Below are 24,602 nucleotides of genomic sequence, written 5' to 3'. Positions count from 1 at the left end.
GGCATGCTGCCTTGGTAGTTGAGCGTGGATGTGGCCAAAATTTTTTATGATTGTGCGCAAGAAACAAAACAAATGTGTGGGAATTGGTTCAAAAATTAAAGTCAAAAAAGGCAATCATTAAAAACATACTCACTTAAAAGTAAGGCAGTGCGGGATGGTGCCAAATATCCTCAGGATTGAGACGTATTTGGAGTGTTTTTAGTATATTTTTCTAAGAGTATTAACATGGATCATGTGAGCACAAGCGCTTCTTCGCAATCTTCACTGATCGAGCCTATGGTGGCCTTGGTGGTTGTGGCTACCGTTGTCGGTATTATTTCTCACCGGGTTCGATTGCCCTACACCGTTTTGCTGATGCTTTTTGGTATTGCTTTGGCATCGATCGGTATCATTCCCAATATTGAGTTATCGCAAGATCTGTTGATCGGAGTCTTTTTGCCGGTGCTTTTGTTTGAAGCAGCGATTCACTTTCCTTTTTATGAATTGAAAAAATTTGCTCCCACCATTGCTACGCTTGCAGCCCCTGGAGTGATATTGACGGCCTTAGCTACGGCTGCGGTGCTATTGATAGAAATTTCTACCTTTCGCATTCAGTCAGGCATGACCTTCATGCATTACCTGCTCTTTGGTACGATCATTGCTGCAACCGATCCCATTGCTGTTATCGCTTTGTTTAGACAGTTAGGCGTAAAGCGTAAGCTTGCCGTTGTGCTAGAAGGAGAGAGTCTTTTTAACGATGGTACAGCCATTGTCATGTACACAGTAGTGCTTACCGCTATCACTTCGGGAGTATTTAGCTGGCAAGATGGTGCCATGCTCTTTGTTACCGAAGCTTTATTTGGAATTTTGATCGGCGCTGTGGTGGGTGCATTTGCCAACTTTATTGTACCTTTTGCCAAGGATCCCCTCATCACCATTGCTATCACTACGGTTGCTGCTTACGGTTCATACCTCATTGCGGTTTCCTTGCATGCATCAGGCGTACTAGCTACTGTTGCTGCGGGATTATTTTTGGCCAACATGGGTAAAAAAAGCGGTGTTGAGCCCGCAAGCCGTATGGCTGTAGTGAGCTTTTGGCGTTATCTTTCATTTTTTGTATCGAGCATTGTATTTTTGTTGATCGGTCTTAAGGTCAACGTTGTATTTTTGCTCAATCATGCCGAGCTTATTCTTTTTGCCTTTTTAGCAGTGCTTGCATCGCGTGCCATCAGTGTCTTTTTGCCTTTAGGTTTGCTTACCAGAATGGGACAACCCATGACCGTCAAAAGTGCTACCGCTATCTGGTGGGGAGGTTTGAGGGGAAGTCTTTCCATGGTGTTGGTTTTGTCCATTCCCGATAGCATTGCCGGAAAAGATGATTTGATCGCTATGACTTTTGGTGTGGTGGTGCTTTCGGTACTGGTGCAAGGTTCTACCATGGGACCTTTGGTGAGAGCTTTAGGACTTGTTGAATTTAGATCAGAAGCCATGGCGTTTATGACTCGGGCCTTGGCGCGTTTGCGTGCTATCTCAGCGCAGCAAAAAGTCTATGCAACCATGGCTATGGAAGAAGGCGTTCATGAAAGCTCTAACATCGCGCAACGCCTGCATGATGAAAGACAGATGATACTGGCTGAGCTTAAAGAGCGCGAAAATGAGCCAGAGTTTATCAGAGCAAAAGAAGAACGCATTCGTTATATTGAAGATAAGCTTGCCGAAGTAGAAGAAGATTCGTTCAGAAAATCTTTTGATAACCATCTTATCAGTGAAGATGATTTAAATGACTTAATAAAAGTTCGGCCGAGTTAGTAGAATTTTTTTTGGATGTTTCCGCAGCGCACGCGAGGACTTAGTGAAAAAATTTATTAAGAAGCCTTTCAACGTTTTCTGGACACAAGCATATCACCTTTGTACCTAGAGACTGTTTAACCAAGCCTTTTTGTTTACGATTATTTGTCATCCCCGCGTAGGCTGGGATCTAGATAAAAGGCAATACTTACTCTTTTAGCCTGAATACAATCTTAATCACTTAAGCAAAACTCAGGCTAATTACCTTATTACAATCCATTATTGGAAGAAAAAATCTTATAAAAATTTTGCAATAGGTTCGTGTTGATTTTTGACTCGTCGCACAGAGAGAGCAAATGCTCTGGGGATTTTATTGGCAATGATGCTTCATTGCCATAGTTTCATTTAGGAGCTGTTGCCAGTTCTAGGGGGCGCTTAGCAAATACTTTCTCGCCAGAACCTTCCTCATCTGAGAGAATACCTTCTTGTTGAAGTGATTGATCTATAATCTTTCCAAGTAATTTGGTGGAGCCAAACCAGTTGATCAACACCAAGACCATGAAAAAACCAATGTAAGGTGTACATGCGGTAAGGCTGCCAAAGCAGAGGATCATAGCCTGTAGGGCAAAGCTCGCTCCACTTTTTCCTAAGCGCGAGATAATACCGTCGATGGCGGCTTTTCCACGCAATTTTGATAGACGAGAAAGGGGCACGAATGCCATTTCTTTGGTGGCATCAAAGATGGAGTATTTAGTGCCTTTGCTTACACAGTTTTGAAAGGCTCCCAAAACTACTGCAATCATAAGTGGAGTTGTGCCTAGAATGCTGGTAATTCCTACGAGCTCATGCCCAAATACGATGAAGCCAAAAAATAGTGAGCTTGTTAGCAGTAATACCAATGGAGTGAGAAGAGCGGTTTTAGTCCAGCCAAACTTATTGATCAGAGTTGCCACAAAAACCCCCAAAACAGTGCTGATGATGCCGATTAAGGTGGTAACTATGTTCATGTAGTAATTAAACTCAGCAGGAGAAGGGTAAGCCAGACGAACTTGGTCCTTCCAGATAACCTCAACTGTATTGATAACAAAAAAGTAAGAAACAACAATAATTGCTAAGTAGCGTAAATGCTTAGAGTTTTTTATCTCAATAAAGCTTTGTGTTAAAGAAAACTTTTCTTTATTAACTTTGCCAAGGGCTACAGAACTGTTATTTTTGTAGACCGTTTTTTGCAGCCAGTTATATAAAAACATGATGACGATGCCGCTGATGCTGATGATCAACACCATGTATTTTTGGCTGAGCTCCCAGTTATTTTTAAGCGGGCCAGATACTATTAAGTTTGCGCACAAACCAGCAGCTATAGCAGCCACGTTAGAAGCAACACTTAAAACTGCATAGAAGCGAGGAGCTTCTTTCATGCTGGTAGTGCTGTTGATAAAACCCCAGGTGAGAATGGATAAAACAATATTGCTCCACAGCTCGGCAATCACATAAAAAAGTGTGAAGCTCCAGTATTCGATCATGGCGATCAAACCAGATAAACCCTGCGGGAGAATTTCTCTTAAAAAATTAGGAATTGTAATGAGATGAAGGCTTTCATTGTTGGGGTAAAGTACAAAAGCAAAGACCAAAAAAAAGGCCAGAAAGGCCGAAATAATTGAGGGAAACACTACCGTTTCAGAAAATTTGTTGGAAAACTTAACGTATAAAAAGGTGAAAAGAATGGCCATGGGAAGCAACATCCACACCTTGATGAAGGGAATCACGGCCGCTGAAGAAGCGGTTATTACCACCGTGTCCTTCATACAACGAAGCATGCTGTAATCGAAGCAAACTAAAAAAAGTAACAATGCCTGAGAGACTACGCGTTTAACTTCATTGGGAAAAATGGGCCAAAGAGTTTTGCGAAAAAAACCACTACCAAAAGAATGCTGGTGAGACATTTATTAGCCTTTAAAAAATTTTTATTCACTGCTTACATGTATACTTCAATTATTTGTTTTGAAAAGAGTGGAGTGCAAACTTCTTTAAACTTTTCACAACCTTCTGATAATACATAAGAAATGGGTTTTACACCGGGCTCTTGGAGGAAAAGTAAAAAGTGTCTTGTTACATTTTTCTCCATATTTCTTTTAAAATTGAAAAAATAATCTTTCATGAACATGCTCCTTCATGCACAGTTCTTCGGCGTTGTTATGAAAAAGTTCTGGAGGAGAGCTGGCTAACAGCTTGAAAATAAATAAAAATCCAGCTTGCCACATTTTTTACTAAAAAATTTTTTCTAAAAAAGAAATTGGCATGGGCCAAAAAAACTGTCATGACGCGAGGGTGAAACAATTATTTTGGTTCAAAAGAAGATGACTGACTCTTGTGAAAAAATTTTATCAGAGCTCGCTATAGCCCATGATAATACCTCAGTTTGCCATTTAGCTCTCAGGGAAAAAATTGACCAAGTTTTTGATTGGCTTGAGAGCGGTGTTATTCGTTGTGCATATAAAAAAGATGATGCTTGGCATGTTGATGAACGAGTGAAGAAAAGTATTTTGCTTGGTTTTCGTGTCGGCCAAAAAGAAGCGATCACTATGGGGGCGATGAGCTTTGTTGATAAAAATAATCTATGGCCACGCACTTTTACTGCTGATGACTCTGTACGCATTGTACCCTTTGGATCAAGCGTGCGCCGAGGTTCATATTTAGGAAACAATGTCATTGTTATGCCGCCAGCTTACATAAACATTGGAGCGTATGTGGGCGATGACACTATGATCGATTCTCACGCTTTGGTGGGATCTTGTGCACAGGTAGGAAATCGCGTTCATATTTCTGCAGGATCACAAATCGGTGGAGTACTAGAGCCTATCGGGGCTATGCCTGTAATTATCGAAGATGATTGTTTGATCGGTGGGAATAGTGGGATTTATGAAGGCACAAGGGTCGGAAGTGGCGCTGTGATCGGTGCGGGAGTTGTGCTTACTAAAAGTCTTAAGATTTATGATTTGGTCAATGAAAGTTGCATTACTGCAGCAGATAATGCCAATGGAATTTTGAGCATTCCTCCAAGGGCTGTTGTGGTCATGGGAACACGAGCATTAAAAAATTCCTATGCTGCTCAAGAGGGCTTGTCAGTTGCTGCGCCACTTATCATCAAATATCGCGATGAAAAAACCGATAGCAAGATTAAATTGGAAGATTTTTTAAGAGACAATTTTAGCTAGGAAAGGTTTGGTCGTGTCCAGAAAAAGTTGAAAGGCTTCTTAATAAATTTTTTCACTAAGTCCTCGCGTGCGCTGCGGAATCGTTCAAAAATTTATTAAGAAGCCTTTCAACTTTTTCTTTACATCACCGTACCGTTTTTCGCTCCCAAATGTTAGAAGTGCTGCCATTATCTGCCAAAAATGCTTTATCAGGCCAACAAAAATAGTCCTAAACTTTTTTAAATACTTTCTAGGAAGCTGTATTAAACATTGACATTGATTTTTTATTGTATAAAAAGATGGTGATTTTTTGTTGGTGGTTTTTTATGTTTAAAAAAAATATTTTAATCTTTTTTTTGTTTCCAGTTAATTGTTTTTCTTTTTCTATATTTGATATTGTAACGTACGATCTTGATGGCGATGAAGCACAGCAAATTTGTCTAGAAATAAACGGTTCTAAATGTTCTCATAATAATGAAAAGTTTGTTTGTGATGAAGAACAGTTTGAGTTCAGCATTGCTGAAGTCGAAAAACGTTCAGGTCATAATGTAGCTATATGCTTTAAGTGGAGTGACGAAAACTCTGCTACTCTAAGTTCTAGCTTGAAATTTTTCCCCTTTAAAACTAAAAACTGCCAACTGCAATTTGAGCGTAATAAAACCTTCAAAGAGCAAATAAAAGATGAGCTCCCAAGCATTGAGGCCAAACAAAAAATCATCTGGAACCACGAACAAGAACAAATTAATGATCAATGGGTGCCAAAGCTAAAAATTTATCGAACAATGTTTTTAAAAATCATGGGTTTTGAAAGCATTTTTGATAAAAAATCCAATCAAACTGTATTGGTTTTTCTCATTGGTCTCGAAAACACCAAAAGAGAATATTGGGCTCAACAAGAGGCGTATCGATTTAATCACCAGTGCCTCTCAAAAAAAAGGATTAAAGGCGCTTCTTACTGTGACCTTAACTTAAAACTTCACCCACTATATTTGGCTACTTACGCTGAAAGCGATGAGTATGCTCGTTGGGCTGAAATAAACGGCGTTTTTCTAGATAAACAAGAATATGCACAGTATGAGGTGGATAGCTCTAAAATGGCAGGACAACTTTTGTACGAAAAGGGGCAAGAGTTTGGTGGGTGCTGTTATATGTTCAAGAAAAAATCATCCCCTATTAATGCTAAAAATGCTTTTATACTTGTTTCGCAGAAAGAAGGCGAGCAAGTTTTTTATCAAGGGCAAAAGAAAGAAGGAAATTTTTTATGTCTTGACAATTTACCAGTTCCCGAACTTTTTAAAGAGTCTCAGGCTGATGGCCAAGAGCTTGTATGTTTTCTTATTAAGCCAACAAAAATTAAGTTTTGCGCTCCAGATTCTGGGCAAAAACACACTAAAATCGAATTTTGTTCTGATATGTTTTACCAACTTAAGGCATTTCATAATGATGGAGCTTATCAAGAATGGCAGGAAGTAGTGGATGGTGGAGATGGGCATCGCGTAGAGTTCGTTACCCCAGAATTTATTGACCACAAAGCTTTCTCTCAGGCTGATGTAAGCAAGAGCCTTGTACAACTTGGAGCAGATGGTGTTGCGCAGGCCTTAAAATCCTTTTCAATTTTCTTTGATGAAAACAAAAAGAAAAAGATCATTTTAAACCTTAAAAGTTTAAAAAATAGTGACGAAAAACGTCTAGCTTCACAAGAGTTTTTACGCTTATTTGACATCTTAGGTCCCAATGACCTTAGTTATCATATTGAAGATGATTTTATGCCCAAATATCTTGATCAGAATGATTTATTATTTTTAAGTGCTTCTCGTGCCGAGGGCAACTTTAATACCCTAAAACTCGACTTAGAATTCGGCAAAGCAGAAATAGTATTTAACTACCTTAAGGGAGTAGGAAATCTTGATATCGATGAACTTACGCTGCCGCCTATCAATAATCAAAATCATTTAGCAATATTAAAAGAGTTCCTAACAAAAAATCAGGTAAGATCTCTTAAAGTCTCTATAAAGCCACTTTTTGATCCTCGGCTGAGCAAGCCCGAGAATGAGAAGGATTACTATGATTTTATTTTGGAAGTTTCAAACAACAATCTAGAAGAACTTTTTCTTCCAGATGGAATTGACGTGAGTTTTTTAGAAATTCTTTTTACAAACAGGAATTTAATTTTTGGATTAGGGCGTGATGCTCAAAGCAAGCTGTCTCAATTTTTAGCAAAAATAAAAACTCCTGTTGTGCTCTTTGAGAGCATGAAAAGCTCAGGGGGATTTTTTGATGGCATTGTCTCTATGCTACAAAAAAGCCAAGAAATTATGACAGAACTTAGAATATCAAATAAAAAACTAAGCACTGAGCAGAAAAAGAGCATGATTGCGTGTGTTTCTGGCATGAACAATCTGAAAATTTTTAAACTTCATTTAACTAATCTTAACAATAGAGAAGTGTTTTTTCTTGCTAAATCGCTGGCCGATAAAATCAAACTAAAAAACCTTTTCTTTGATATGCCCGCTCCAGAATCCTTTGGGATTAGCAAAGCAAGGGTTATAACTTATTTAACCTGGAACAGGGTTCATCAGGTCACGGACTCTCTACTTATGAAAATTTTTCTGCAAACGACTATTGTTCCCCTGTTTTCACTAGCAGGCTTTAGCAAGGATGTTTACTATGTTGTAGCGCGAAATTTTGACGAGTTTGTGCCGCAAGGATATTCTTTTGATATGGCTATTGAAAAGCTGTATGAACTTTCACATTTGCCTGACAATTCTCTTGAAGAAATTGTGCTTTATACAGAAAATAATTTGAATAAAGAGACTGCAAAGCTTTATAAAACTCCTACTCAGGAAATTTTAAATATTCCAGAGCTAATGCTAGATAAAAACTCAAAAGGTTTCAAAGATCCAAATATTGTTTTTTTTAAAAATTAAATAGAAATTTACGTGAAAAAAGATGAATAAAAAATTTTTAATAAAAATATTTATTTTTGTGTTCAGCTTTGCCGTGGGGAAAACAGCATTTTCCCTTCAGCACGCTCATGAAAAATTTTTGGAATTAAATTTCCAAGTGGAAAAAAATTCAGAAAAAATAATTTTAGATTTTGAAAAAGCAGAAATCGCAGAGAGTTTAATTGAAAACCCGCGCATTAAAATAAACTTTTTGTTGGCTGATCAGGCAGTGGCTTCTTTGAGCAAGCACGAAGATGGCTACCTTCACTTTAAAAGCAGCCATAACGGCTCCATTGATTTAGAGAACTTTCCAAAAAACAAAGGACTTCGGGTGGAATCATCCGCGGATATATTCTTTAAAAACCCTCTAAGTCTTGTGCACGGAAGTTTTTCTATAGAGGGGCAATGTCAATTCGAACAGGGTGTGCAGCAAGAAGAAAACTCTCAACTCATGCTTGAAAAGGGGCAGTATAGATTTTTAGATGAATCCAAGCTTGGCTTTGTGAATATCGGTGATGATGTCAGCGTGGATTTTGATTTGGGTTCTAAAGTAAGAGCCAAACATTTTTTTTGTGGAGAAGTAAATAGCGGCAATGTGCTGTTTAACAAAAGTGTCCACCTACTAAAAAACTCGGGCGATCTCCATGTTGATGCATTAGTTGGCTACTTTAAAAATTTGCAACTTCACCCAAAGTCAAAAACCTTATTTAAGAAAACCTTTATAAAAACCGACAACTTTATCAATAAAGGCCAAACTCATTTGGGTCATGGTGTTTTTGAAGCGCAAAAAATAGAAAACTTAGGCAAACTCAATGTGGATGAAATGGAGTTTGCTGTTGATAATTTTGTCAATAAAAGCTTGCTTGGTGCCAGGATTTTTAAGCAATCCCGAGGAAATTTCTTAAACCAAAACAATGTAAAAATTTCGGATAGTTTTTTTGGCAATTTTACGGTATTTAAAGATCAAGGGCAAACCGAAATTTTGGGAGTAGGGCATATCGCTGCCGCCGACGTCTACTTGATAAACAATCAGCTTAAGGCTTTGGTTTTATTAGTAAACGCCAAAAACATGCTTCAAATTTTTTCCAAGTCGCAATTTACCATCTTTCATCATCTCAATATGGCCAGCGAAAATAATATTAACTTTCAGGGAATGCTGAACCTTGATCTATCTGTGGCTTCTGATCGGCAAGCCGTTACAAGTCTCTCTGACAAAACCAAAAATATTATGAGAAAGCTAAAAAGGGGGGCAACTTTTTCTGCCAAAAATGATTTTATTTTTGCAGGAAAGGCGCAAGCAAAAAACCACCCATTATTTTTTCAAGCAGGGCAGAAATTTTCACAAAAACCAGGAAGCTTTTTATCTGCAGGCGGATTTGAGAAAAACTCTATAAAGATTTCCAGTAAGGATATTTTTCTTGACGGCAACAGTCACTCATATTCTAATTTATTTTTATTTTCCGAAGCGATAAATCTATCGGGAAATATTCAGACTGAAAAATTATTAATGTTTTCCAAAGAAGATTTTGAGCAGTTTGAATGCTCGCAGATTTTTGCCAATCAAATTATGCTGCAAGGAAAAGACGCAAAATTTTCAGGATTGATAGACGTAAAAGCTAAAAACCCAAGCAAGCAAGGGCATATTGCTATCAGGCTTGATAATGATTTAACTTTTTTAGGAACTATCTCATGCGATGGCATGCTGCAAAGTCAGTGCAGAAGTCTGATACATGATAAAAGCGCCTATACTCAAGCTATGTCCTTCGTTTCTGAAGCATATAACACTAAGATTGGTGGTAGCATTGTTTCGCAAAATATGAGTTTTATTTCTGAACAAGATGTCACTTTTGATAGCAGTGCGCGCATAATGAGCGAGCAGTTGAGCGTAAAAACCCAAGAAGCAAGCCACCAAAGTGGGTCAAAGATTGTTTCAAAAACTAATTTTGAAGAAGCCAATAAAATTATCACAGAGGAAAACTCTATAATTTCATGCGATACCAGTATAATGATTGGTCACGATTTAATTACTTTATCTGGCGAAATTTCTTGTGAAAATAGTCAAATCTCCTGCGATAAAAAAATTAAACTTGAGAAAACCGCGCGATTAAATGCCAAACATCTCAACAAGATAATTGGTAAACATTTACATAATCGAGGCGATATTTCAGGAAAAAATATCGATATAGATTTGAAAGGGATATTTTTAAACCGCGGCAATATTCAGAGTGAAAATAACACCAACGTTGATGCTGCAGTAATTGTTAATGCTCTTGGCGGCGATATCAACAGCGATGGAAATATTCAGTTCAATTCCGATTATCTTAATGTGGCTTTTTTATCTAACACATCTGCTGCTAAAAACCTTGAAATCAACACATTGATTAATTTATCTTTGCTGGCCAAAAATAACGGAACTGATTCTTTTACCATTAATGCTTCTGCTATGAATTTGAGTTTGTTGACACTTAATCAATCAAACTATCTCCAAGTGAATTCTCTAATTAATGTGAGTGATCTTTCTTTTATTATGATGAAACCCATTGCTCTTGCTCTGCCATCGCTGAATCCAAAAACGTGGTGGAAAGAGGAAAAGTCTTGGTATCAGCAACCTCTTTTGCTGAGCGCTTTGAAAAATGGCTTTTTTATTGCAGGCGGTGTAGTCAGTGGTGGCGTGACTGGGCATGTAATTCAAGGCGTGCAAATCGCTATGGGAATCATAAACATTGGTGGCACACTTTATCAAATAATGACGGGCCCATTAATGCCTGAAGGAAAACAATTCCGCCCTGCCTTTGTGCATAGAAAAATCGGCCAAGGGATCAATCTAGGTATGACTGCGGCGAAAACAACTCAGTTGTTCTCAAGCTTCGTGCAAGGCTTGGCGACAAAAAGTTCAACAAACTTCTCATTGTCAAAAGAAAACTTAGTTACTTCTGCGCTTGCAGTTATCGGGCCCACCGTCTCGGTCAATTCCCTGGTGGATCTCAGTGGTCCTGTCAGTGGCTTAGATCTTGTTATGAGCGGCAAAGTGTATCGAAACTCCATATTTTCTTTGGATGAGGGGCAAAGTTTTGCTGCGACCAAAAGTGTTTTAACTAGATATGGTTACTCATCGTCGACCGATGTTGTTATCAATAACAACATATGTGGTGCTCATAAGCTTTGCTTGGAGGGGAAAAAATATGCAGCAATGGGTTTTACAGCTACAGCCAATAATAAGCTTGACGATAATGCAAACATTCATGCTGGCCACCATATAAACTTAACATCTGAGCACGGTGATATCCTTTTGAATAATGATGCCCAGTTTGACTCTCCCAATAATCATGTAAGCGCTCCTCGAGGTAGCATTGATATTTATCAAAGATTTTTAGCCAATTATCAATCAGGAAATTATTCGTTTTTGGCCGAAAATATTCATAGCGATGGAAAATTTGATGACGCAGAAACTCTGGTCTTTGACGTTAAGCGTAATCTAGATATTTCTAAGCATGCAGTACTGGGTGGAGAAAACTTCTCAATAACGATCAAAGAAGGTGAAATGAGTTTATCACCGGATGCAAAAGTGGATTTTGCCAATACCACCTTGAGGGCTCAAAAAATAAAAGACATTTCCCATTTGGTTGCCCAAGAAGGCCTTTATAAAAACTTTCATGTCTCAAATGATTTCAAGATTTTCAGCGATGGCGATGAAGTATTGACTCAATCTATTAAAGGCATTCCCTCTGGATCTTTGCTTATTGATGCTAGAAGTATTGATGTAGAAAATCATGTTCAGCTCAAGGCCCTCAATGAAATGATCCTTCATGCCAAAGAAGGCAAGGTGATTTTAGGCGAAGGTGTTCGTATTAAGGGAGATGTTTATACCGAGGTTGATGGTAGGCTCGGAGTCTTTTGCAAATATGGGCAAGAGAACATTCGCTATAATAATGACAAGCGATTAAGTGGACAAATCGAAAAATATATTTTTTCTCCAGTAGTTATTGAAGGTGGCCAAGGCCGCCAATATGAATACACCGATCCACTTAGTGGCGAGATTAATCAAAGAAAAATCGGTCTTAGAGTTATTAGTGAAGAAGGAAAAATCACTGGAACTGGAACCAAGTTTGAATCGTCATCTTCTGACACCATGATTTTTGCTAAAGAAGGCTATGATAATCAGGGATTGGCTCTGTATTATGTTGCAGGCTATGAAAAGCATAAAGGGCACCGTTACTTTAACTATGGAACGCAATTCCTCGAGGGAAGCATTTCAGGTGACAAAATACTTTTGCTTTCTGCTGATGGGCAAATCCACCAAACGGCAGGCTATCTAAAAGCAGGCGATGGAGGAATTGTCACCAGCGCTCAGGGAGATATAACCTCCATAGCTCTGCAAGGCTATCAGGGGAATTCTCGAAATAATTACACCCTTTGGTCAACGCTCAAGGAAACAGCCACTGCTGGTACTATTATTTGGTCTTCTAAAGAAGGCAAGGTTGACTTTCCAGGAATTGTTTTAGATGCGCCTAACTCCACATTGGTACTGGATGCTAAAGTTGTTGATTTACAAGAACTGCCAATTTTTGATGTTCGTCATTCGAGTAAACATAAATTTAGTTTAGAAATCCCTCACAGTAGCAAGAAGAAAAAGGGGGTTATTAAAAAACTTGTTGCTCGGACAAAAGACTTGATAAATACGAGGGTCAGCTTTGATCAGGTGGATAAAAAACAGTCCATCACAAGACCAGGTCCAGGTGCAATGCGCGTAGGGGGCTTGGTTGATATCGCAGGAGGAAGCCTCAACCTACATGATGGCTATAGCATCATAGTGGGAGATTCTCGTCTAGAGCTTGATTTAGTCACACAAACTCCCTTCGAAAGTAGCGTTAAAACTCAAAGTAGAAAGAAGGGCCTTCATTTGGGCTTTAATCACGTAAATCCAAAAATTGGAGCACACTTTGAGCAAAGCGAAAGTAAAAGCACAACTTATATTCCATCGAGTTTTATAGTCTCGGGTCAACTTTCAGGCCATGTAAATGATTGGCAACAGGATCATAGCCTATTGTTTGCTCATGAAAGTGCTATGAATATCGATAGCTTTTCATCGCACATGCGGCAAAATATAAGCAAAACCTCATTTGAAAAATTAGAAATCAATATGAACCCCCTAAATCTAGCCGCTTCAGTAGGGCCAATTGTCGAGGTTTCTTTTCAAAAAACTATCAAACCCATTACAACAAGGGTCAATGGTAAAGCACCAGTAGGACTGTTTATAGAAAATGCCAAAGATGGTTTTTATTTAGCTTCAGCACAACTTCAAGGAGCCAAGCTAAAAATCAATCATCTGTCTGAAAATACCCATGTGGGTCCCACAACCCATCTGAAAATGCCTAACGAACTTCATAATCAAGGAGCTATTGCTGGATTATCATTCTCAACTGATGCCTTGGGGAATTACTTTCCTGATAGCGCCAGCGGATTTCTTACTGTGTTAGACAATGGGCATAGTTTTAGTTTTTCTTCAGATATCGTTCAGGGAGGGCATCATGGTTTTGGTATTGGTGTGGATGAATTTTCGGCAAGTTTTGACCTAAAAAAACAAAGCCATTCCGTAAGACTTAGTTCGCTTATGTATGAGGGTTTTTCTGTTCCCACCAGCAAGCAAGATATTTCAAGAAGGATATCCGAAGTTAAACATAGCTTTGATCACGTCATCGATTTTGTAGGAAAAAGCAGCGATTATTTTTCAGAAATTCTAGCTTTATTTTCGGGGGAATCAGTATTTGATGAGAAGAGTCACCTTAAAGAAGACAAAGAAAAACCACTCGCTCAAACTAAAATCATAAAGACCAAAAGAGTAAATAATAAGCTTGGCACAACTTTGCAGAAAACAAAGCTGCAAAATCCCCAGGAAAATGAAAACGCAAAGCAGAGTATTTTTCCAGGCGGCTTTTGCTCTTCTGAAGAGCAACAACTTATAAACTACTTTTTTCATGTGGCGAACAGTGAAATGCTCAATAATTCTCCCCAAGAGCAAGATCAGGAAAAAGAGATTTGGTTTAGTGAATTATGTGAAAGAGCTCATCAGTATTTTAACTCCCACCAAGGAGTGAGGGAAGGCTCTCACCTTTACCACACTTTATTCTCTCTGGAAGGGGAAAAAATAATAGCGTCTGAGTCGGCTTCAAAGGCATTTTTGGCCACTCTTTTAGCCAGATCACGCTTATTAAAGAGACAGGAGTTTTCAGAACCTGAAACTTCAGAGCATGTTCTTAATAAGGAGCTGTTCGAAAAAATTGAGAAGTTAGATAAACCGGTTTTATGGACCTTTGAGAATGAAGAACAAGTAGCTTTTCCTTACCGAGTCAAGGGAACCAACTATTATTTAGAAAATAGCTCACAAATAGATAGCGTCTTAGGTGCTGATGAAATTCTCAAGACGTCGCCTTCAAAATATGTCAAACAATCTTATGAATCTATAAAAAGTGATGAAGGGCTTCCTATTTTGTTTTTTGATCGGGAAACATTAGGTGATTCAAGTGGATTTTTTAATAATGATTCAGCTCTTGAAGGGCAGCGGGCTTCATCCAAAGATGTCTCGCAGATCTTTGGTAAAAAAGTTATTGCCATAGCCTCGGCTCAAGAAAACCTCGAGTATACTGCTGCAACGATTGGACATGAAGGCTTTCATCACTTTTGGAACCGCTATTTTGTTGGCGGCACTCCTGGTTTTGATGGGACTGAGGAGTCATTTGAAAAAGCCTCGCATAAGTTAATAGAAGCCTATGCAAAAGATTTTCATGCACTTGGAATCTATAAGGATATTTCAAACATTCCTCAAAGCGATCAACTAAACCGAACTCTATTTTTTAAGCCCTGGCAGTATTTCGCTCATAAATATATTGATGGCCTCATCGATTACCAACTTGTTGAACCAGCAGAGCTCAACATAATCAAACAGGAAGAATTACTTTTACCTTTAGAAAAAGCGCTTCTTTCTAATAATCCTGAAGGCTTAATCTTATCAAACGACAGACTTTTTCCATCTCTTTTGGGACAAGAAGCTTTTATGCAAGAGATCCCTACTCACATGTTGGAGGCAGACTTTTTAACGCCGAAATCCACGGAGTTTTATAGTCCAAACATGCGGCAAGCTTTGGAAGATATCTTGGCCGCTCACCCAGACTTTAGCCCACAATTTCGTGAAAAAGCCCATGATGTCTTATCAAGTTTAGAAACGATAGAGTTAAACGATAAATCTTGGTTAGGCTATTTAAAAAGCGAGGGCTATGCTCTCGTTGGAAAATCAGTATTGAAGTCTCTACCTTACATCGACTTTGCTGCACATTATGGAATAGAGCGATTGGAGGGGTATGACTCTTATCAAGCATTGGGCCGAGGTTCTGTACGCTTTGGCACTGATTTTGCCGTTTACTCTTCGATCTTTGGTGCTATGGCACACTTTTTAGGTGGAGGAATCACTCTGGGTGCAGCAGCAGCCTCCGTCGCTGGGGAGTTTTTGCCTGAATATAGCGAGCAAGATTATCAAAGATCTTTAGATAGGATGAAAGAATATTCTAATGAGGGAGCACTTACTGCATCCATGGTGGAATACAACTATTTTTCCTATATGGCCAATACTCATATACTTAAGAAAATTCTTACTGCGCCCCATGAGTTTTCAGCGTGGACCTTTGATAAAATCGATGAAAAACTTCCGCAAATCATAAAAACTATTTCAGTGTCGAGCCGCTTCCTCATAAAATTCTTAAAAGAAAGTGATTTGTTTATTGATAATTCTGGCACTTTATTACCTCAAGAAAGTAAACTAAAAAGTCTTCATGAGATCTATGCTCAAGCATTGGCCGAAGAAGACATTGCCCGAGCTAAGCATGTGCCTCATGGGCATAAGCATGAGCATTAAATCATGCGTTTGAACAAGTTTTATAAAGTTACAAGATGTTTGTGCTGCGTACTTTTTTATGCTCGATCACATTTTTGTGATGCTGGCCTAAAAAAATACGTTGCACAAAAATTCCTGGCAAGTGGATGTCATCAGGATCAAGCACGCCAAAATCAACAATTTTTTCTGCTTCGACGATAGTGATTTTTCCAGCCATTGCCATGGCAGGGCAAAAATTTTGACTGGTACGATAGAAACGAAGGTTTCCGTAAGTATCGGCGACATGGGCACGAAGAATAGAAAAATCAGCGGTCAGGGCGGTTTCAAAAATCATATTTTTGTTATTCAAAGTGCGATGTTCCTTATCTTTTGCCACCACAGTTCCTACACCGGTGGGGGTAAAAAATCCTCCTATGCCAACGCCCCCTGCACGAATACGCTCGGCCAAAGTTCCCTGAGGGTTAAGCTCGATGTCGATAGCGTTGTTGAGCACCAGTTCCTCTAAATCAGGATTTCCCCCCACAAAAGAACAGATAACTTTTTTTATTTGATGATTTTTTAGTAAAACTGCCAAACCCTGCCCTTGGTTGCCGCAATTATTAGAAATAATAGTTAGATTTTTTTTGCCCGAATCGCGTATGGCTTCGATGCAATTTTCTGCGCCGCCGGAAAGCCCAAAGCCACCGCTCATGATAGTGGCGCCATCAAAAAGATCTCGCAGAGCCACATGAGCATTGTCGACAACTTTATAAAGTGCATTCATGAACGTTTCCTCAATACTAAAATAAGAGCAGGAAGCAAAATAATGTCAGCGATCAAGGCGCTCAGCAAGGTGATTGTGGCAATAATGGAAAAATCTTTTAAGGCCATAAATTGTGAAAAAAACATGATGGAGAATCCGCCCAATAAAATTGCGGTAGTGTAGATGATAGGTCTGCCTGATCCGTGAAAGGCTCGAAAAATAGTGCGAATAAAAGTAATTTTTTTGAGCGACCGATTTGTTTTGTGACGTTCTTCTTCCATGCGTGAGAGCAGGTGAATGCAGGCATCGATCGAAAGTCCGAGTGCCATGGAAAAAATCATAACCGTAGCGAGGCGAACATCGATACCAAAAATATACATGGCCGCAATGGTGAGTCCAATGGGTAAAATGTTAGGCAAAACGGCCGCGATCATATAGCGCAGAGAACGAAAAAATATCGCCACAAAAACACTGATAAATATAAGTGCGAGGCCAATAGAACTTGCCATACTACGAGTTAAATGGTGAAGCGCGTTTGAGGATATGAGTGCAGGGCCTGTAGCATGAAGAGAAATGCCCTCCACTTTGTGCTCTTCGAGAGTTTTTAGGAGAAATTTGCGAAATCTTTCAGCTTGAGTCGTGGAGGTGTTGGGCAAAAATCCTAAAATCCGCAGATGTTGCCTGTCTTTGCTAAAGAACATAGCAGCTGCATTATTTTCCTTTTCTTCACCAAACTGCATGATTATTTTATTAAGCTCACCATAAGTGCCATCGTCAATCTCGCTGAGTTCAAGCGGTGGAGGGTTGTGAGCAAGCAAAAAATTGAGTGCATCGGTAGGAGCTCTAACAGTTGGATGGAGCGGATAGTTGCGAATTTTTTGTGCCATATCACTGATGCTCAGGGCAAGGTGTCGAGAGTTTAAAATTTCTTCAGATCCTGAAAAAACTACATAAAATGGCATAATGGCAGAAAAATTCTTCTCGATGAACTTAAGAGCATTATTGGCTTTGTTGTCGGGTGGAAGCTCGCCAGTCCAATTTTGATTGGAAGTGATGTTTTTGCCAACGATCACAGAGACTATGAGAAATACAGCAGAAAGGGTAGTCAAAAGTTTGGCGTAGCGAACAGATTTTCCGATAGTAAAGCGCAACATGCCATCGATAGTAAGAATTTTTGGCCACTTGCGCATAAAAGTAGGTGAATGTCGTGTGGGCAATTTGTGCCACGATAAAAGCGCCGGCATGATCATGAAGGTGATGATGTAGCAAAACATTACGCCTACTGCAGTATCGATGCCAAATAGTTTTATGATCTCAATATCGGTAAATGCTGAAGATAAAAATCCTAAAGCAGTAGTGGCGGTAGTAAGAAAACAAGGAAGCAGCATAGCGCTGATGGTTGATATCACTACTTCTTTTTTGGCCGGAGCGTTGGGATTTTTTTGATGTGCATCAATAGCTTCATCGATGTAGCGTGTATAGATATGCACCGCATCGGCAATTCCGATCACCATGATCAACATGATGAGAGCGTTATTTACAACATTGATATCGTGGCCAGCCAAAACAAGGTAACCAACTGTCCAAGTGAGTGCTAAAAAAATTACAAAGAGAGGGTAGAGTGCACCAAAAATATGTTTGGTCATGACGAACAAAAGCAAAATTAAAAAGAGCGCAACAAAGGGAACAAAACGTGTTTGATCACTTTTGAGCAGCTGAATCATTTCGTATTGGATTACAGGCACACCGGTTAAATAGAGTGAAACATTGGGATCATCTTGTTGCCAATGGTAGATATCATTTTCTATGCTGGCGATTACTTTTTCTTGTTCTTCTTGATTTTCAAATTCAGAAGCAACCATGAAGTTAAGCGCCATGGAGTGACCATCTTTGCCGATAAATGATCCTTGGTATAAGGGATGATTATTGAAATATTCAACAGCTTCTGGAGTGAGTTGGCCATTTTTGTCGGTAGTAGCTATTGCTTTGATTCCTTGCTCAGTGGGCATGAAAAGTTCTTGCGAGAAAGGATCGATCACTTGAAGGATATGTTCGTTTTTTAAAAGCTTGGCGCTCAGTGATTTTATGAGATAAGCAAGTTTTGTCTTGTCTTTTGATTCAACTGCGAGCATGCACCATTGCCCCTTGTTGGCAAATGCAGGCAAATAGGTGTTCTCGTAAAAATTATAGGCTTCATCTTGCTGTAGAAAAATTGTGTCGGGTGAAAAGTTAAATTGAATTTTTATGGCGTTGAAGGCAAAAAAAACTGACATTGCAAGCGCTAAGGCAAAAAAGCCTAAGCGAAACTTATACAAAAACCGAGCGATGACATCAGATGTTTTTGACATGTTATATCCTGATGATTTTTTAGAGCTGTTTTAGTAAACTCACCCTTCGATCTATAGCATGTCAATCAAAAAGGCGTGAGAGCAAGAGATTATTTAAGTTTACATTATCAACAACGCTTCTTTTTTTGAATCCGAATACTTTATGGTGGAAAATAAATTTATTGTCTGATAGTGAGGAGCACAAAATCAATGATGGAGTTATTGAGTGACCCGCAAACATATTTAAGTTTTTTGTCGCTTACTGCTCTCGAAATAGTGCTTGGTATCGATAATTTATTGTTCATCAGTATTGTGACAAGCAGATTACCTTTGGAACAACAAGAAAAAACGCGCAAACTTGGTTTAGGATTTGCTTTGTTCGGGCGTTTGGCATTGCTTTTTTCTTTGGGGTGGATGCTATCGCTTACCAAACCACTATTTAGTGTGCTAGAATTCTCGTTTTCAGGGCGCGATTTAGTTTTGGGGATTGGGGGGCTTTTTCTTATCTATAAAGCTACTCAAGAAATATTTTTTCACCTTGAAGAAGCAGGCAAAGAAACTCCCTCGCTGTCACCAATTACCATGAAAGCTGCACTGGCACAGATACTCTTGCTCGATCTGGTATTTTCTTTGGACTCTATTATCACTGCGATAGGATTGGTTTCGCACTTAGTCATCATGGCTGCAGCCATTGTTGTTGCGGTTATTGTTATGATTTATTTTTCTCAGTATGTAGCGCAATTTTTACAAAGACATCCTTCCATGAAAGTGTTAGGTCTATCCTTTTTGTTGCTAATCGCTGTGCTTTTGGTGGCCGATAGTTTTGGACACCATATTCCTAGAGCTTATGTTTATTTTTCTTTAGCATTTTCAATGATGGTTGAGGCAATCAATATTATTCATCGTAAAAAAACTCAAAAAAAAAATAAGTGACTTGATTTGTTCTCTACGGCAAAAAATAACTCAGTATTGAACTGCTTTTTATATTTTGGCAAATTCTCACGCGAATAAATCAGACAAATGTTGATTCTTGGGCATAATTATTTTGATAGGTTACACTAAGAAGATAAACGCTATTTTTAATGTCAGATCTAGAAATAGCGATGCACACTTACAAGTCTGCCCTCAAGAATTTTTCAATATTTATAAAAAACGATTTTTATAAGCTCGAGGGCCTTTGCTGTCACAATTTTAGGAGAAAAATATGGCCGCAGAATCTAATACTTTGATTGACGATATCCGTGCAAAGAGAAGTAGACCCCGTTCTAAGATGGGAAAAGTATCGCTTACCATTGATAAGGATCAAAGGGTAAAAGTGGTTGGAGCCGTTTATGGTATTTACTATAGTATTGAAGAAGAGGATTTTTGTGCTGATTTATATTTGGATCACTATAATCAGCGTCTCAAACTCAGCAATATTAGTGGAAGGAATTATAAAAAACTTTTTAAGCGAATTTTGCTTATTGCCCATGAAAATAATTTTGACAAAATTCTGGCAGTTGAAAAAGAAGAAAATCTAAAATTATTTTTGCAACATAACTTTATAATCGAAGCCAAGATAGATAACTTTTATAACCCCAATGTTAGCGCATATTTTTTGGCGCTTTTTTTGAGCGATGATCGAAAAAAATCGCAACTTGAAGAAGTGGAAGAAAATCTTTTATTAAAAGTAAAAAAACACGCTCCACTTAAAATAAATCCGAAAACACATTCTCTTTACACATTTAGACAAGCACGAAGAGAAGATATCCCTAAGTTATTGTCCCTTTATCGGAAAGTATTTGAAAGTTATCCTTCTCCCTTAATTCACAATGATTATTTGGAATTTATTTTTGCCAAGGAAAGTATTTTTTATGTGGCGGTTGAAAATAATTCTTTAGAAAATAACATTGTTGCAGCAGCTAGTGCTGAACTTGTAAAGGGAACTAAGGCTGCGGAAATGACTGATTGCGCCACATTAAAAAATCACAGAGGAAATGGACTCATGATTAATATTTTGTGGCAGTTAGAAAAAGTTCTGAAAGACATGAACTACAGTTGTGCTTATACGTCAGCGCGTGCACGAAGTTATGGTATGAATTTTGTATTTCATAGGTTGGGTTATCAATATTTGGGAAGATCTAAAAATCAGTGTGATATTCAAGGAGCTTTCGAAGACATGAATATTTGGTCAAAAACTTTATGCTAGATGCAGTAAAAAAACTAAAAGTTTTATAAAAAAACTTAAAAGAGTCTTTTAGCACTCAGATAAACTCTGAGTGCCAAACAACTTCACAAAGTGAGTCTTAGTTTATCAACTAAAACGCCTGGTACTTTAGCCCAGCTGGTAGCACGTTCTTCATAGGTAGTATTGTCGATGATTTTCTCTCTCATTTGGCTAATGCCCAAAAGGTTTTCACCAAAAATTCTATAGATAGAATCATCGAAGCGCATGACTGAAAATGGTGCCTCGGCTTTGCCATTTTTTACCGCATAACATAAAAATCTCGTCATGCCGGTCAAGTATCCATTTTGTTTATCAGAAAAATTGAGATACCAAAGATTATTAATGACAAGTCCGTCACCTAAAGTCGGCAATATATCGCTTTCACTCAGATTGCCCGGAAGCATTTCTATTGAGCACATGCTTTCGCCATCATCAGCGCCATTATGGTCAAGCTTGTATTCTCGAGCTGTTTTAGGCGAGATAAGGCTGTTTTTAAGTGTTCCGTTTTCAATAATGGCAAGCTTGTCTTGCTTAATAAATCCATTGGCCTGAAAGTTCGGACCGACGCCCTCTTTTGTGTTTTCGTAGAGAGAAAACATTTCGGAAAGATTTTTTTTTCCTTCAGCCAATAATGTCAACAAAGAACTTTTTAGTTCGAGAGCTTTTCTAGAAAAGCCCTGCCAATTCATCATACAAAGAATTTCATAGACAGCGCTCGGAGCAAAATAAACTCGGTATTCCTGAGGCTTAATGCTGAGTGATGGCTTTTGAAAAAGTTCAAGTCCTTCCCGAGCCTGATTCATTTTTTGTTGAAAGATTTCATGATTAAATGTTGTATCTGAATAACTTTGTTTAATAGCTTTATCGCCGCTGTGATAAACGCTGGTATCAACAATAAAACTGGCACTTTCAAACCAGTTGCGCTGTCCAAATGAGTTGGCAAATCCCTTGTAAATAGGGCCTCCAACGTATGAACCAACCAGGTCAAGTCCAGCTGCTTGATCAAGCACTTGACTGACAACACTAAATTTATCTTCAACTTTATGAGAGCCTATGACTTCACTAGAGCAGGCTTTATCGTTGAGCATCAGGTAGGGATCAGGGCTGCTAAAAATTATTAACTCTCTTAAATGTTTGAGCGCATTGCCAATACAAACAGTATCGACATTGAGATTTTTAGTTAGGCCAAAGGTCATGGAAAGGTGTTTTTCGTCTACGATTAAACTCAGTGTAATATTTTGCTGATATGTTGTGCCTGCTTGGCGAATTTGTGCGTGATTAAAACGAGCATAATCTAGTACTTCGCCAGAAAACCAAAGGGTATATTTCTCTTGGGGCAGAATTTTCTTTTCAAGAATACCAATCACATCGTAAAAATAATTTTTCATGGTTACTCTCCACCAAAAACGTCAACGTTATTAAAAAGGCAAACAGGTGATGCGTGCCCTACGCGAATACATTGATTGGGCTCACCTTTTCCGCAGTAAGGTGTGCCCATCACTTGTCTTGTGGAGATATCACCAACCATTTTAAGATTTCGCCAAAAATTTGCGCTGATACCTCGATAATTAGGGCTTCTTACTACCTTGGTGAGTTTGCCATTTTCGATCAGTTGTCCCCATTCACAACCAAACTGAAATTTATTTCGTGAATCATCGATAGACCACGATGAGTTTGATTTTAGATAAATGCCTTTTTCTACACTAGAGAGCATTTCCTCAAAGCTATGAGAGCCTGGCTCAATATTAAGATTAGCCATGCGATCGATAGGAGGGCGATTCCAAGATGAACACCTGGCGTTGGCAACACCATCTATCTGAGCTCTTTTTTGTGAGACACGAGCGCCGAGAGGGCGCACTAAAATTCCATCTTTGATGACAAATTCTTTTTGCGCTTTGGTCCCTTCGGCATCATAGCCGTAGGATGCGAATTGTTTTTCAATGGTAGGATCAAAACTAACATTGAGTACAGAAGAGCCATACTGGTAGGAGCCAAACATGTCGAGCTTAACAAAACTGGTACCTGCGTAGTTTCGTTCATCACCCAATATTCGATCGAGTTCTATAGGATGTCCTATGGATTCATGAATCTGTAACATCATCTGATCCGGATCAATCAGCACATCCATAGTTTCGCTTGGGCAGTTTTGAGCATGGACCAAATCGACAGCATCTTGAGCGATCATTTTTGCTTGCTCTACAAGATTGATATCAAGCAGGCTTTCAAGTCCACCTTGTTGGCAATAGGCACGCATACCTCCAAGAGTTCGCGCTTGCGTTACTCCTTGGTGGTGAGCAATAGCCGATAATGACGGAACGAGTAAATTAAATTCTTGGGAAATATCAGCGCCAAGAGAATTTTGATAAGTAGTTTGTGTATCGATAGTCCACAAGAGTGCATGGGTATCGACAATATATTTGTTTTTCAAAGCCTCATCAGCTTCTTTTAAAAGATCCAACTTATCTTTGATGGAGACTTTAGAAAGTTTAGTTTCCTTATTGGGCGCATAGCTGCCGTGATTATTTTCAAAAGGAAGATCAATATTTTTGAGCAAAGAATATGTTGAAAGACGCTCAGCCCACTCCAAAGCTGCATCAAAAGCGGAAATAATTCCTTGCTCGCTAAAATCTTGCGTAGAAGCATAGGCTATAAAATTATTTTTTATGACCGTAATTAGAGCGCCCGTATCTTTTTTAACAGAAAATGGTTGCTGCAGTTGAGAGCGAAAACTTAGCTCATTGTGCTGCTCCGATGAAAGATAAAGCGACCAAAAGTCAGCTTTATCGCCATAGTTTTTGAGGGGGTTTTTGAAGTCTAACATGTGGAATCCTAGAAAATATTTTTTTAGGCTTTGGGTGCCAAGCAAGCGCCGCAGAGATATTGTGTCATGCAATGAAAAAGCGTCAAGTATGGGGTGTTTTCAAGAGATTATAGCTTTGGGAAAAAACATCATTGTTCTCATGTATAGTGAAATATAGACAGGTTGGGAAAGATTGATATGATGGCGTGAAATTTTTAAAGCGAGGTTATATGTGCCGTAGAGTTGAGTGTGCCGTTTGTAAAAAGCCATCGTTCGTTGGTTGTGGAAGGCATATTGAAGAAGTTCTTGGTGATGTCCCGAAAGATCAGCGCTGCAAATGCCAAGAAAAGTCGCCAGCTTCTGTTAAAAAAGGATTTAGACTTGGCGAAATGTTAGCAAAATTATGGAGAGGAAAAGGTCTGTGACCCCAGATGGCAAGAGCCATAAATTTTGCTATAAGCGCAAGCCCTCTAAACTTAAAATCATTAGGGCATAATTTTTCAATCAAAGAACTGGAATTGAGATTGCCATGTTTAATAGTTTATAATTATCCTTTTTTTCCTCGATTTAATGAGATTTTGTATGACTGTGTTCGTGCAATTTAAGTTTAATAGCCCTTTGCAACAATAAAATTTGATGATAGCGCAGACTTTATTTTTCTAGTTAATTCATTTTCTTCGTTCTATTTTTTATAACTTTGTTATGCTTCAATAAAATTATCAAACAAAGATGGGAT

At 38.7% G+C, this 24,602-nt stretch carries 11 protein-coding genes; 6 read left to right on the top strand and 5 right to left on the bottom strand.

The annotated features are described in order from the left end of the window. The first annotated feature begins 225 nt into the window (after positions 1–225). On the top strand, positions 226–1,788 hold the full coding sequence (locus H6731_02985) for a sodium:proton antiporter (GenBank protein ID USN51388.1): 1,563 nt from the start codon (positions 226–228) through the stop codon (positions 1,786–1,788). 380 nt (positions 1,789–2,168) lie between these two features. On the opposite strand, the gene H6731_02980 is transcribed toward H6731_02985, so the two are convergent. Beyond that, entirely contained in the window at positions 2,169–3,710 is a 1,542-nt protein-coding gene (locus tag H6731_02980; protein USN51387.1) for an NTP/NDP exchange transporter, read from the bottom strand. Positions 3,711–4,124: 414 nt separating this feature from the next. Here H6731_02980 and H6731_02975 point away from each other — a divergent pair, with 414 nt between their 5' ends. The 3 genes from H6731_02975 (at position 4,125) to H6731_02965 (ending at position 15,812) form a co-directional block, all read left to right on the top strand. Further along, positions 4,125–4,982: a 2,3,4,5-tetrahydropyridine-2,6-dicarboxylate N-succinyltransferase gene (locus H6731_02975; protein USN51386.1), complete on the top strand. Its 858-nt coding sequence runs from the start codon at positions 4,125–4,127 to the stop codon at positions 4,980–4,982. A 305-nt stretch (positions 4,983–5,287) separates the two neighbouring features. Continuing rightward, positions 5,288–7,888, top strand: a complete 2,601-nt coding sequence (locus H6731_02970; protein ID USN51385.1) for a hypothetical protein — start codon at positions 5,288–5,290, stop codon at positions 7,886–7,888. A gap of 22 nt (positions 7,889–7,910) precedes the next feature. Next, entirely contained in the window at positions 7,911–15,812 is a 7,902-nt protein-coding gene (locus tag H6731_02965) for a hypothetical protein (GenBank protein ID USN51384.1), read from the top strand. Positions 15,813–15,840: 28 nt separating this feature from the next. Here the strand turns inward: H6731_02965 and H6731_02960 are convergent, their stop codons facing one another. Next, entirely contained in the window at positions 15,841–16,554 is a 714-nt protein-coding gene (locus H6731_02960) for a CoA transferase subunit A (protein USN51383.1), read from the bottom strand. Next, entirely contained in the window at positions 16,551–18,881 is a 2,331-nt protein-coding gene (locus H6731_02955; GenBank protein USN51382.1) for an MMPL family transporter, read from the bottom strand. The genes H6731_02960 and H6731_02955 overlap by 4 nt, the downstream gene beginning before the upstream one ends. A 192-nt stretch (positions 18,882–19,073) precedes the next feature. Here H6731_02955 and H6731_02950 point away from each other — a divergent pair, with 192 nt between their 5' ends. Further along, positions 19,074–19,793, top strand: coding sequence for a TerC family protein (locus H6731_02950; protein USN51926.1), 720 nt, complete (start codon positions 19,074–19,076; stop codon positions 19,791–19,793). Positions 19,794–20,064: 271 nt separating this feature from the next. Then, positions 20,065–21,048, top strand: coding sequence for a putative beta-lysine N-acetyltransferase (gene ablB / locus H6731_02945; protein USN51381.1), 984 nt, complete (start codon positions 20,065–20,067; stop codon positions 21,046–21,048). Positions 21,049–21,131: 83 nt separating this feature from the next. Here the strand turns inward: ablB and H6731_02940 are convergent, their stop codons facing one another. Then, positions 21,132–22,454, bottom strand: a complete 1,323-nt coding sequence (locus H6731_02940; protein USN51380.1) for a TldE/PmbA family protein — start codon at positions 22,452–22,454, stop codon at positions 21,132–21,134. Between the two features lie 2 nt (positions 22,455–22,456). Continuing rightward, a complete protein-coding gene (locus H6731_02935; GenBank protein ID USN51379.1) occupies positions 22,457–23,887 on the bottom strand; it encodes a TldD/PmbA family protein in 1,431 nt (476 codons plus the stop codon). Positions 23,888–24,602: the final 715 nt, after the last annotated feature.

The sequence above is a fragment of the Myxococcales bacterium genome (assembly GCA_023898405.1).
Lineage (GTDB): Bacteria > Myxococcota > UBA727 > UBA727 > JABDBI01.
The sequence above is the reverse complement of the archived record's forward strand: the minus strand, read 5'-3'. Positions and strand labels throughout refer to the sequence as shown.